14 protein-coding genes are annotated in these 12,112 nt (G+C 42.6%); 5 read left to right on the top strand and 9 right to left on the bottom strand.

Annotated features, from left to right (window positions below; all coding sequences use genetic code 11):
• Positions 1 to 213 precede the first annotated feature (213 nt).
• From V7K48_RS33070 to V7K48_RS33055, 4 genes are all read right to left on the bottom strand, one after another.
• Entirely contained in the window at positions 214 to 804 is a 591-nt protein-coding gene (locus tag V7K48_RS33070) for a glutathione S-transferase (RefSeq protein WP_335079305.1), read from the bottom strand.
• 660 nt (positions 805 to 1,464) lie between these two features.
• Positions 1,465 to 2,238: a 1-(5-phosphoribosyl)-5-[(5-phosphoribosylamino)methylideneamino]imidazole-4-carboxamide isomerase gene (gene hisA / locus V7K48_RS33065; protein WP_335079303.1), complete on the bottom strand. Its 774-nt coding sequence runs from the start codon at positions 2,236 to 2,238 to the stop codon at positions 1,465 to 1,467.
• Positions 2,239 to 2,292: 54 nt separating this feature from the next.
• Positions 2,293 to 2,592: a DUF3593 domain-containing protein gene (locus V7K48_RS33060; RefSeq protein WP_335079300.1), complete on the bottom strand. Its 300-nt coding sequence runs from the start codon at positions 2,590 to 2,592 to the stop codon at positions 2,293 to 2,295.
• Positions 2,589 to 2,924, bottom strand: coding sequence for a DUF2499 domain-containing protein (locus V7K48_RS33055; RefSeq protein WP_335079298.1), 336 nt, complete (start codon positions 2,922 to 2,924; stop codon positions 2,589 to 2,591). The genes V7K48_RS33060 and V7K48_RS33055 overlap by 4 nt, the downstream gene beginning before the upstream one ends.
• Before the next feature lie 184 nt (positions 2,925 to 3,108).
• On the opposite strand from V7K48_RS33055, the gene csaB reads away from it, so the two are divergent.
• Positions 3,109 to 4,152 (top strand): polysaccharide pyruvyl transferase CsaB, encoded by a 1,044-nt coding sequence (gene csaB / locus V7K48_RS33050; protein ID WP_335079296.1) that lies wholly within the window; start codon positions 3,109 to 3,111, stop codon positions 4,150 to 4,152.
• Positions 4,153 to 4,441: 289 nt separating this feature from the next.
• Complete coding sequence (locus V7K48_RS33045) at positions 4,442 to 5,917, top strand: glycosyltransferase family 87 protein (RefSeq protein WP_335079294.1); 1,476 nt, start codon at positions 4,442 to 4,444, stop codon at positions 5,915 to 5,917.
• A 77-nt stretch (positions 5,918 to 5,994) separates the two neighbouring features.
• On the opposite strand, the gene V7K48_RS33040 is transcribed toward V7K48_RS33045, so the two are convergent.
• Both V7K48_RS33040 and V7K48_RS33035 read right to left on the bottom strand, forming a co-directional pair.
• Positions 5,995 to 6,195 carry an IS66 family transposase gene (locus V7K48_RS33040; RefSeq protein ID WP_335079292.1) on the bottom strand — a complete coding sequence of 67 codons (201 nt, stop codon included), beginning with the start codon at positions 6,193 to 6,195 and terminating at the stop codon, positions 5,995 to 5,997.
• Positions 6,192 to 7,124 carry an SDR family NAD(P)-dependent oxidoreductase gene (locus V7K48_RS33035; protein ID WP_335079290.1) on the bottom strand — a complete coding sequence of 311 codons (933 nt, stop codon included), beginning with the start codon at positions 7,122 to 7,124 and terminating at the stop codon, positions 6,192 to 6,194. The genes V7K48_RS33040 and V7K48_RS33035 overlap by 4 nt, the downstream gene beginning before the upstream one ends.
• A gap of 91 nt (positions 7,125 to 7,215) precedes the next feature.
• On the opposite strand from V7K48_RS33035, the gene V7K48_RS33030 reads away from it, so the two are divergent.
• The gene (locus tag V7K48_RS33030) at positions 7,216 to 7,566 is read left to right on the top strand and encodes a MerR family transcriptional regulator (protein WP_335079288.1); all 351 of its coding nucleotides are present in this window, start codon (positions 7,216 to 7,218) and stop codon (positions 7,564 to 7,566) included.
• 242 nt (positions 7,567 to 7,808) lie between these two features.
• Here V7K48_RS33030 and V7K48_RS33025 read toward each other — a convergent pair whose 3' ends face one another.
• Together V7K48_RS33025 and V7K48_RS33020 are read right to left on the bottom strand one after the other, a co-directional pair.
• Positions 7,809 to 8,519, bottom strand: a complete 711-nt coding sequence (locus V7K48_RS33025) for a transposase (RefSeq protein ID WP_335079286.1) — start codon at positions 8,517 to 8,519, stop codon at positions 7,809 to 7,811.
• Between the two features lie 322 nt (positions 8,520 to 8,841).
• Positions 8,842 to 9,510, bottom strand: coding sequence for a phosphoribosylanthranilate isomerase (locus tag V7K48_RS33020; protein WP_335079284.1), 669 nt, complete (start codon positions 9,508 to 9,510; stop codon positions 8,842 to 8,844).
• Between the two features lie 122 nt (positions 9,511 to 9,632).
• Between V7K48_RS33020 and psaK the strand changes: the two genes are divergently transcribed.
• Positions 9,633 to 9,887 carry a photosystem I reaction center subunit PsaK gene (gene psaK, locus V7K48_RS33015; protein ID WP_335079282.1) on the top strand — a complete coding sequence of 85 codons (255 nt, stop codon included), beginning with the start codon at positions 9,633 to 9,635 and terminating at the stop codon, positions 9,885 to 9,887.
• A 396-nt stretch (positions 9,888 to 10,283) separates the two neighbouring features.
• On the top strand, positions 10,284 to 11,480 hold the full coding sequence (locus V7K48_RS33010; RefSeq protein WP_335079280.1) for a site-2 protease family protein: 1,197 nt from the start codon (positions 10,284 to 10,286) through the stop codon (positions 11,478 to 11,480).
• Positions 11,481 to 11,770: 290 nt separating this feature from the next.
• On the opposite strand, the gene V7K48_RS33005 is transcribed toward V7K48_RS33010, so the two are convergent.
• The gene (locus V7K48_RS33005) at positions 11,771 to 12,001 is read right to left on the bottom strand and encodes a hypothetical protein (RefSeq protein ID WP_335079278.1); all 231 of its coding nucleotides are present in this window, start codon (positions 11,999 to 12,001) and stop codon (positions 11,771 to 11,773) included.
• Between the last annotated feature and the right edge of the window lie 111 nt (positions 12,002 to 12,112).

Below are 12,112 nucleotides of genomic sequence, written 5' to 3'. Positions count from 1 at the left end.
GATTGAATATGCTGCCATTTCTTAATAATCTTCTTTTTTACATCTTTTAAGTTTATGACTTTTGTGGCAGTTTTGATATCAAATTGCTGTAAATATATTTTTTAGCGTAGGCGTAGCCCGCTGTAGGTATCGCTCGGTTTTTGCCCGACCTGACAAAATCGCATTGCTGCCCAATGATGATAGAGATGGTTGTCCTCCGTTAAGAGACATTTTTTAATATGGATGAGCCTGAAGCCAAGCTGCAATTTTTGGTGTTTTACTTATGGTCTTTTTTAACGCCTCAAGCTTTGGATATAGTTCCAGCAGTTTTTTTGGAGGCTGATAAGGCCCATAAGGCTCCGGTATGTAAAAGAATGTAGATGGAGTTCTCCAAAGGTTTGCGGCTTGATCCAACGTGTACAAAATGTCAAACACCGCCAGATCAGCCCACGTCAGTGATGACCCGACAAGGAATGCAGAGCCTTGATTGTCTGTAATCATCTGCTCAAACCTGTCCAAGTGCATAGGCACAGTTACTGTGAAGTACTCATCCAGCCGTTCCACCCTCAGCGATGCCTGCCTCATTTTCATTATTAGCTGACCATTCTCCACAATCCGGTCAACATAGCACCCGTACAGAAGATCCAGCAAATCTCTCCAAGCATCGACCACCATGTCTGAACTGGCTGCCTGTAACCTGTCCAAAGGGTATATTCCTGCTTCTCGCGCTGCGTAACGAGCGATCGCACATGACTGAGCTATCGTAGTATCACCCAATTCGAGAGTAGGGAGCTGATCGAAGAAGAGTTTTCCACTAGAACGCATCTGCTTGTATTCGTGAAGGGATATCGTTCTGTCTTCAAATGGGATATCGCCATAGATAAAAATGAGACGCGGCAATTCTGCTCTGCCCTTCCCGTCATCAAAATATAGCAAGACTGCATGGGAGTTCATCATTGGGAAGCAAAGATATTTTCAAGCATTTTATCAACTTTTAAGCTCGACCTTATCCATTTTTTTGCAACCCTCAAGTAACGCTGAAACTTTTGTGGGACTGTCGTTTTACTTTTTCAATTTCACTGATTAGGACTTACGCAAAATATCTCTGAAACTCTGATTTCTCCGTGTCGCGCCAGTTGCTTTAAGTCGGGGAACCCGCCCAACGCACTGGCTTCTCTGCGCCTCTGCAGTAGCCTGCGGCAAGCCGCTTCTCTACGTTCGCGCAGCGTGTCGCAGACAGACGCTCCGCGAATGCGTCTACGTTATTCTGTAACTGGTGCGTAAGTCCTATGATAATCAGTGACTTGGAAAAAGTATTTGCTAAAAAGCCAAGGTTTTGCCAGATCAAGAAAACCTAGTTCTTAATTTTGGATAAAGTCGAGTTAAGAGGGTGTTTGAAAAGTTTTGAGTGGTCAAATTTTATGCCAATCGCTTGACCATGATCCGGATCATGGCAAGAAAGATGTTGAGTAATAACAGAAAATGTCAAGCAAAAGTAGAAAAACCTAGATTCGGCGGAATATCCTGAATCCGCCCAGGCCCGATCGCTCGTAATGCTTCTTTGAGTAAAATATCCCCAGTATACAAAGCACGTCCGACAATTACGCCAGTCACGCCTTGAGGTTCTAACGCCAACAAACTCAACAAATCGGTAACAGAACTCACCCCACCAGAGGCAATTATCGGGATGGAAATTGCCGCTGCAAGTTCTCGCAAAGCTGACAAATTCGGGCCTGTGAGTGTACCGTCCCGGTGAATGTCTGTATAAATTATGGCGGCTGCACCCAATTCTTGCATTTGTACAGCTAATTGGGTTGCTAAAACTTCCGAGGTTTCTAACCAACCGCGAGTTGCGACTCTGCCATCACGGGCATCAATCCCGATAATAATCTGTTCAGGAAATTCTTCACACAGTTCTTGCACTAGCTGGGGTTGTTCTACAGCGATAGTGCCGAGAATTGCCCACTGTACGCCTAGATTGAATAATTGTTGCACGCTGGTGCGATCGCGCAATCCTCCACCAATTTCAATCGGCACTGACACTGCATGAGCGATCGCTTCAATTGCCCCCAGGTTTACTACTTTACCTGCTTTGGCACCATCTAAATCAACTATATGCAATCTGGTAGCACCTTGATCTACCCACTGTTTGGCAACATCAGCAGGATTTTCGCTAAAAACTTGCGAGCGATCGTAGTCTCCCTGATACAGTCGCACACACCGACCTTCTAATAAATCAATCGCTGGAATTACATCCATTTACTTGTTCCTCATAACTCAATGCAATCAAAACGCTAGCTGTAGCTGAATTTACTATTTTTCATTTTTCATTTTTAATTGCCTTACAGCTTGCCCAAAACCCAGTACAAGCAAGATGTTAGAAAGCGTCAAAAATACTTCTGCACCGCCGTGCAACCAATCTACATTTGCTAAAGATTTGCCATAATGCAATACAGCATAAATCCCCGCCGGGATGGTGATGCCAACAAACACGAGAGTACCGTAAAATCCATACAGCGCTAAACGCGGCATTTGCGGACTGCGGCTGAGAAACCACAAGAAACCCAAGTAGGGAAACAGTGAAAGCGCAAATAGGGTTTCTTTAGAAATCATTGCTCTGATTTGATAGGTTTTGGTTCAACAGTGTCAGGAGATTTGGTAGAACGCCAAATTAAAAACGCTGCTGCCCAAAGCGTAAAATTACCAACTAAGGTCATGGTAGCTTGAAGCGTTACCAGCCATTCCAGAGATTCGGCGTTGTCGAAATAATGCCAGGTACAAGCACACATGGCGCTGACTAAAGCTGGTAACATGGCAAGGGATAATCCCCACCAATTGCGATTACCAGTAAGTTCGCCGTAAGTCCAGATTAACCAAATGGCGACAATCCACTCAACAACGCTAGAAACATGAATAATCCAGGTGGGAATCGAAAGGACGTGCATAAAAAGTCAAAAGTCAAAAGTCAAAAGTCAAAAAGATAAGAGTAATTTAGTTCTCTTGTCTTTCTATAAGATCATCTTCCCATAAGAAAATTCATCTGTTGTTGGCAGGATGGTGAACATCTGGTTAATTTTTTAAAAAAGCTGATAATCTAAAATCCCAAATTTAAAATCCAAAATGGTCAAGATGCGAGCGTTATTGTCTGGATATTACGGTAAAGGTAATGGTGGTGACGAAGCTTTGTTGGCAACGCTTTTGCAAATGCTATCACCTGATGTGACGCCTGTGGTACTTTCTGGTAATCCAGAGGAAACGCGCGATCGCTACAATGTAGAAACTTTTGATCGCATGGCTCCCTTACCTGTACTACAAGCTTTACGCTCTTGTGATGCCTTGATTTGGGGCGGCGGGAGTCTCATTCAAGATGTTACCAGTACTATCAGCCCATTTTATTATGGGGGATTGATGGCATTGGCGCAGAAAATGGGTTTGAAAACCATTGCTTGGGCGCAGGGGATTGGCCCATTGGTGCGTCCGCAAACTCGCTGGTTGGCAAGGCAAACCTTTAGTAATTGTACCAAAATCAGTGTCCGCGATCGCGCCAGTGCTGCTTTATTATCTGATTGGCAAATTCCTTGTATTATAGCTCCTGACCCGGTTTGGGCGCTGGAATCTAAACCAGTACCAGGACTTTGGGATTTACCTGCGCCGAGAGTTGCTATAACATTGCGATCGCATCCCCAACTGACTCAAACACGTCTGACAAACTTAACTCGTGCTTTGGTGGATTTTCAAAAAGCTACGCAGGCTTTTATTTTACTACTGCCGTTTCAAAAAAGTGAAGATTTAAGTATTGCCGAAGCTATTCAACCCCAACTTCAAGATGTCAGCAAGATTTTGTGTCTGGAAGATCCGCAACTTTTGAAAGGTGTGTTTCGCGGTGTGGAGATGGCAATTGGAATGCGTCTGCACAGCTTGATTATGGCTGCTGCTGAGGGTTGTCGCTGTTTTGCTCTCAGTTATGACCCCAAGGTAAATCGCCTCATGGAAGACTTGGAAATGCCTGGGTGGGATTTAGCGAGTTTACCTGATGATCCAAATTTGATTAGTCTGACTTGGATGGAGCATTACGCTAACGGTTCACCGCGATCATCTGAGCAAATACAATCATTAATAGATAGGGCATTAATGCACCGCGAGTTATTGAGCCAAGCTTTTTGTAATAATTAAGACCAAAACCTGATAAGCCTAACCCTCTGAGCAAGCCTTCCCTACAAGATAATGGGGGTTTCAAAGCCTCTCTTTGCTTGCCTAACGGCAGGCTGATGCCAACAAAGAGAGGAAGGGAAGTGGGGTTTTTGGTATACTCTACGACTTTTTAAACAGCTTCTTGTCGCGGGAAAAGAGTTATTCTCAAAATTTTGGAAATTGATTAAGAAAATATTAAAGTATCCTTTATTACTAAGAACTTCAGCGATATTATGTAGAATATACAGAAATAATTCTTGAGATCATTCTGATGATAAGCTTTGGCTTTTGGAACCTACTTATAGTAATTGTAGTTGCTTTAGTTCTCAAAAATAATTGGCGATTAGATGATGAGAAGGTAGCCTGGAAAAATTCTTTATTCTTAAAATCCCCTGTAATCCAAGGGTTGATGCAATTTTTTCGTCAACCAATTGTTAGCTTTCTCATCCAAGCAGGTGTTGTATTAGTCGTTACAAGATTCCTCTGTTATACAGGTTGGCTAGTTTATTTACTAAATCAACCAGATCCACCCTTATGGGATTTTAAGTGGTATTATGTGGCGAGTAAATTGGCTCATCAGCATTTGAGTCCCTTTAATGTCGAGATTTTTAACCAAAGTTTCTGTACCATAACTAAAGTGTGTGGATTTATTCCACCCTTTGTCTATCCACCTAATATTATTCCTCTCATCTGGTTTCTCGGTTATTTTTCGATCAATACTGCATTTACAATCTGGATTGCAATGCATATATTAGCAATCGGTTTGGCTTTGTGGGGAGCGAATATCCTGCTAGAGTCGAAGTCACGAGCTTTGAGAACTATTTGCACCATCTCAGCTGCCTTGATTTATGGCTTAGTTCGCGATCTTCAGGTTGGTAATCTTGCCATTTTCGTTGCAGTTCTGATTTTATGGATGTTTATCTTGGCTAGAAAACATCAGGATATCCCAGCCGGAATTTGCTTGGGTATTGCCGTTTGTAAACCAACATTAGCTGCATTATTCATTCTGTATTTTCTACTTAAAAGACGGTTTTCTCTAGTTTTTGTATCTGTTGTCACAGTAACTTCTCTAGTATTTTTAGGTCTAGCCTTGACGGACAATTCTTTGACACAATTCCTGTCGGATGCCGCTCAGGGATTTTCACTCTGGCTCAATGATCCAGCCGTTAGCCCCTATATTTCGATCACTCGCATCGATTTGGGAGTTGTGGGGCCAAGATTATTCCCCAATAATCCATTCTTTGCCAAGCTATTGTCAGACTTAATTGTTCTGATACTTGTTGGTTTAGTAGGTTGGTATTGGTATCTACAACAATCTCTTACAGCTTGGTCAAAAGAAATATACTTACCAGAAATGGTACTAGTTTCTTGCTTGAGTATTGCCATCAACTATTCACAGCAAACTAGTTCTGTGATGTTAATACCTGCTGCTGTTTTTTTGCTAAATGATTTGCTATATCAGATTAGGCATTGTACATTCTCTTGGAAAAGAATGTCTGTTTGGTTAGCAGGAGTTTGCGCTCTAGCAGTGCAAACAGCAGTTATTCATGGCTGGCTGATCGGCTCTCTAGCAAACCGCTGGAATGTGAAAGCAGGGGAATTACCATATATTATGAAAGTAACTATCTTCGCCCTACCGAGTTATGCCATTTTAGCAATCACTGTAAATATTTTAGTCTTAGCAATTAGTTCCCTCGGTCAAAAACAGGTTCTGAAATTTGAACCTTTGAATCGGATGTCAGAATAATTCCTAATTAATAATGAGGTCTCTGCCAGACTTACCTCTCGAAGGCGAACAGCGTCTTTGAAGGAGAAGAGAAAGCTTTACGCTGCGCTAACATAATATGCTCCATAACCGTCAGTAACTAACCATCCTAAAAAGGCATCGCCAATCAGGTGTAGGAGTTCTTCTTTTCTGCAACTACGGATATGATAAACCACAATTGTTTGAGTAATCGCCACCCACAACTGCAATCGTACATTGCCTTTCTTTTTTTGTTGACGTACCTTTTGTGTAGCTTTCAATGCGTAAGTCCTACACTCGTTTCCCACAGTTCGAGTGCTTTATGCTCATCGTAGGATTCATCAGACGATCGAATTTCCTTCAGTCCATCAAAATATCGACCTGTCACCTGATTTAGTGCAGGATCCAGAATGAGCCGAGCCAGCGCACTGCCCATCACTTGAGAGTCTCTCGATTGCCCTAGAGTCGATGCTGACAGAGTTGCCCTGAGCGCGGAGCGTTCTGATTCGCTATAGTCTCGACTCAACTTTGTATCGAGCATCAAGCCCGGATTAAACGCATTCACTGTCATCTTCGACTGCTGCTTTTGCAAACGGCGCGAAAGCTCATAAGTACAGAGCAGGTTGCAGAGTTTGGAAGTCGTATAGCGCACCCGCCCAACTGTTCCAATGTCCATCTGACTATCATCACCCGTCGGAAATGCTAGGGCGTTTGCATCCTGATAGTTTGGGTGAGGCATTCCAGTATTTGCTTCTAGATTGTGGGTATCACTACTGACAAATACAATGCGAGAGCGATCACTTAACTGTGGCAGCAGCAAATTGACAAGTAGAAAGTGTCCTAGATGGTTTACCCCAAAGGTCATCTCGAATCCATTTTCTGTGTAGCGTGTGCCTGAAACGATTTGAACTCCTGCATTACACACGATCGCATGTAAAGGGGGATGTTCTCTAGTCTGGAAATCTTGCACGAACTGACGCACGGATGCCAGAGATGCTAAATCAAGGGTCATCCCTTCAATAAAAGAATAATTCGTTTCAGCAGTCAATTGTTGAACCGCTTCTTCAACTTTGGGCAGATTTCGACTGGCGATGATAATCTGCCAGTCTTGTTTAGATTGTGCGATCGCTTGGGCACAATAGTATCCCAGACCACTATTACCCCCTGTAATGATCACCGTTTTACTAGCTTTAATTGGAGTTTGCATCATGTTCAGCCTGTAAATTGAAAACCTATGTCAAACTTAAAGGATGGAGCATACTCCAATGTCAAGCAGAAATCTTCAATCTCCTCAGCTATCTATGTTGATTAGCGAACTCTCCCAGAAAGTAGGACTCTCGAAAGACACGATCCGTTTTTACGAGAAGGCTGGACTTTTAGACTCAAGCAGCAAGCGTTCAGAGAATAACTATCGGAATTACAGTGATGAAGCAGTCTCACGTTTAGAGTTCGTCCAGCATGGAAAAGCCCTTGGATTTACGCTCAGTGAAATAAGGAAAGCTCTTGATGAGTGGGACACCTCTTCAACTGAAGATAAGCTGCGGAGCATTCGCAATAAGATTGCAGAAATGGATGAGAAGATTGGGCAGTTTCAAGCGTTTAAATCTCATCTCATCAAGAAGCTCAAACGGATGGAAAGCATAGGCACGTAGCTTTAACGGTATTGTCAACTTAACTGTTCAGTCTTCCCAGTTTTATCTCTGTAATTATCGATTTTACTCCTCTTCTAAGAAACCGTATTTGCTTCAGGCTGGGGAACAAGCTCAAAACCTAAAGCTAGAGCTTTTTTCTGGAGGTTATTGACGACTCGTTCTTGGTAACGTTGTTCATAATAATCCATGCCAGGATCTTGATAGTCACCCTCCAGATATCCAAAGTCGGTAGAAAATTCGTGCTAACTTATGAGCAGTAGCAGTGATCGCTTTGGGTGTACCCAGGCGAGACCGTAAACGACGGTAAAAAGCACGACTCGGCAGAATTGCTCTTGCCTGCTGTTTGTTGCCATTCGGAAAGCATTGGTAGCCGGGTTGACAACAAGGCGAGTTTTAGAACTTTTAATTTTACCACCAGTGATGCGATTGCAAGGGCAAAGACCAAGCCAGGAAGTAAAGTGTTTAACAGTTGGGAATCGGGTAGGATCTAAACCGACCTCCGAAATAATGGTTTGCACTGTTAGGATACCAAGACCATCAATGGCCCTGAAGTCCACACCACTAATTCGGTAAAGATGGGTACGTAAATCAAAAGCAGGTTGATTGCCTTGGGGTTTATGGCGGGGGTGCTTTGGTTGTGGAAGCGGAGATTCATTCAAATTAACTTTGTTGCTAAATTGAGCCAAGCACTCCTGTATTTGGCGATCGCAAGCTGCTATCTGAGTTTGATAAACATCGTACAGATGTAGTTCTTGTTGGAGTACAAAGATATGCTCACTGCGATAATCTCCATTCAACGCGGCGGCAATTTCTGCTTCCGAGCGTTTAGCGCGGTAATGCTTTTTAGCTGCCAAAATTTGTGGGTCTGTTTCTCCAGCGGTGATTGCTCGAATAATTGCCATGCCAGTAATACCAGTGATATCGCTGACTACTTTATGCAGTTGCACGTTCATCTGGGTTAAAACATGAGTGCATCCGTTGAATGTGAATACAAGCACTTTTGATGAGACTATCCCGGTGGCGGATATAACTTTGCAATACACAAATCTGGTCTTCCGGGCGAAAAGAACCAGACAATAATCTATAACGGAAGCGATAGCGTCCGTAAACAGCTTTTGTAACTCTGGCAGAAGTATAATTAAGGACAAGCGTTAGAATTAGTATCTGTGTTTCTTGTGGATTCCTTTCAATTAATTCAGTATGTCGCTCATATTCTCATGTTAAAAAACTGCTATTGATGTTTTTTTATCACAGAATATTACTTTTTAGGTGCTATTAGTTAATCCCCTGCTTCCTGATCTTCCCCACTCCCCACTCTCTTGTGCCTAATTTCTCAAATAACTTGGCTACTTTATCTAAATCCTTATCTCCAGGTGCGTGTTCTACACCACTAGATAAATCTATGCCGTTAGGATTAACCTGACTCAGTGCCTCCACAATATTATCTGCTGTTAGTCCTCCAGCCAAAAACCAAGGGCAACTAGGGCTAAATTGTTCTAGCATCGTCCAATCTAAGGTTTTGCCTGTACCACCCAGTTGTTGCGGATGGTAGGCATCAAGTAGGAAAGTATCTACATATTTTATGTAATCAGCCGCTGTGTCAAGATGCTCAAGACTACGAATTCTGAATGCTCTAATAATTTCGACATTAGGTAAAGCTTGACGTAATTGGTCGCAAAAACTTGGTGATTCATCACCGTGCAACTGGACGCCAGTCAACCCAGAATCAACAACTATCCGGCTGATTTCGGGGATACTAGCGTTGGCGAAAACACCAATTGTGTCAATATTTGCCGGGAGTTGTGCCACCGCTGCCCGAATTTGGGATTTAGTCACGTAGCGAGGTGAGGTGGGTACACACATAAATCCTAGTGCCGTTGCGCCCAGAGAGGCGATCGCTATAGACTGCTGTGGTTGAGTGATACCGCAAATCTTAACTCGCATGGAAATCTGACAAATTTAAAATAATCATTTGAAAAGTCTAAACTATCTAAAAAACTTTTGGGCCTTGGTAATTTTATAATCTTGTAGGTCTACATTAACTTTTCCATTTAGGAGATAAAAGCTTGATTTCATCTATTTTACTAGCAGCAGCTGCATCTGTTCCCGCAACACCTGCGTGGAATCCTACAGTAGGGATCATCATTAGTATCAGCAGCTTAGTAGTGCTTTTGCTGAGTACTAAGATTGAAAAACCCTTAGTTGGCCCTAAATTCCCTATCCTGCCGATCAGTATTCCAACATTCGTTGCAGCGATGGCTTTTGGTCATGTTATCGGCATTGGTATCGTTTTAGGACTAACTAACATTGGTCGTTTGTAGTTTTGTGATGACAGCGACGTTACAAGTAACGCCACGATCAATACAAAACTCCTAAAAACGATTTTGGGCAGAGGGAGTAGGGAAGAAATAACTTATGCCCCATGCCCAATACTTCTCTTCTTAAGCTGCGCCAACAGCAACGGCTCACAGTGAGCCTGTGTTGCCCTGAGCTTGTCGTTAGCGCAGCCTGTCGTAGAGAAGGGTCGAACTGCTCAGTACAAGTGCCCAATGCCCCTTTCCAGAGTTTTGCTCACAAGCATTAATTGTCTATTCTAGAAATAAGAGCATTTCGTTACTCGGGACTACCGAATTGATGCTCAAAATAAATGTGTATAGGACTATGTGTAGTATCTCGGTATAAAAACTACTGACGATATCTAGTTTTAGGACAATGTAATGCAAACAAATTGGAAAATTGGGTCTTTATTTGGAATTCCCCTATTTTTAGACCCGTTGTGGTTTGTGATTTTAGGGTTGGCAACTCTCAACTTTGGGGTAGCTTACCAGGAATGGGGGACTGTTATAGCTTGGAGTGCTGGAATAGTTATGGCACTGTTGTTATTTGGTTCTGTGTTGTTACATGAATTGGGTCACAGCTTGGTAGCCCGATCGCAAGGCATAAAAGTTAATTCAATTACCCTATTTCTATTTGGGGGGATTGCTGCTATTGAAGAAGAATCTAAAACTCCTTTCAGAGCGTTTCAAGTAGCGATCGCTGGGCCATTGGTGAGTATCATCCTATTTTTCCTGCTCCGTCTAGTAACTAATGTGATACCTGATACTAGTCCACTCAGTGTTATGGTTGGAGATTTGGCGAGAATTAACTTGGTGGTAGCTCTATTTAACATGATTCCCGGCTTACCTCTAGATGGAGGGCAAGTGTTAAAAGCAGCACTATGGCAAATAACAGGTAATCGTTTTCAAGCCGTACACTGGGCTGCAAAGGCTGGGCAAATTTTGGGTTATAGTGCGATCGCCTTAGGATTTGTTGTAGATTTCTTGACCAGAGAGTTAGTAGTTGGTTTGTGGATTGCGCTGTTAGGTTGGTTTGCTGTCCGCAACGCCAACAGCTATGACAGCATGACTACATTGCAAGAAAGCCTACTCAAGGTAGTGGCGGCTGATGCCATGACCCGTGACTTTCGGGTAATTGATGCTGACCAGACATTGCGCTCCTTTGCCGATTTATACCTTTTGGAAACCGCTCCCTCACAGGTTTATTTTGCTGCTTCTGATGGACGTTATCGGGGTTTAGTTTCCATTGACGATTTCCGTTTAACCCAAAGAAGTGAATGGGAAACTCAAACTTTACACAGCATTGTGCATCCCCTGACAGAAATACCTACCGTTACGGAATCAACATCGATAGCTGAGGTAATTAACAAGCTGGAAAATGAGCAGTTACCTCGAATTACCGTGCTTTCTCCCGCTGGCGCTCTAGCTGGTGTAATTGATCGGGGAGATATTGTGCGATCGTTGGCACAAAAGTTAAATTTGCGAATAACGGATGCTGAAATTAAGCGAATCAAAGAAGAAGGTAACTATCCGCCTGGGTTGCAACTGGGAGGAATAGCGAAGTCAATTACAAATTAAGTGTCATACACTCGTCATAGTTTTGCAATAGATTCGTCAAAAGCTTGTGTGATATTTAATTTGGTATTTGGTTACAAAATGCTTTTTTTGGGTAAAAGGTAGGAAATCCTACCTTTTTTATTTTTTAAGCCTGAGTTCGACCTCAGAAAATGTCCCAAAATATTAGACATAAAGCTTTCGGGTGAAAAACGCACTTGTGCTTTGCGATCAACAAGTCTCCCATAGCCAATGCTGCGTCTGATTTCAAGATGCTCCAGATTATCAAAACGCATGATTTTTTGGGTATTCCCCTATTCAACTTGTTGCCTAAGCGATGGTGTTAGAATCATTAGTCCTCTAACAATTTCTTCAGGAGTAGCCGTACCATTGATTACCTTTGGTACAATCGCCATAACTTCCAGAGCCAGGTTCGTGGGAATTCCTTTTGCTTCTAACCGCTTCAATTCCAAAATATCAATACCTACTGCCAATCCATCCAAATACTCTTCTACACTCACTTCTAAGTTTTCAATCTCCAACATAAGCATAATTTCCTATTTTTTTGGGTAGTGGTAAATATGTAGTGATAATAAAATTAGGCGCTATAACAAGAATTATAATGATGAATAAAATACCAAATAGCACCAATATGA

The sequence above is a fragment of the Nostoc sp. genome, assembly GCF_036919615.1.
Lineage (GTDB): Bacteria > Cyanobacteriota > Cyanobacteriia > Cyanobacteriales > Nostocaceae > Nostoc.
The sequence above is the reverse complement of the archived record's forward strand: the minus strand, read 5'-3'. Positions and strand labels throughout refer to the sequence as shown.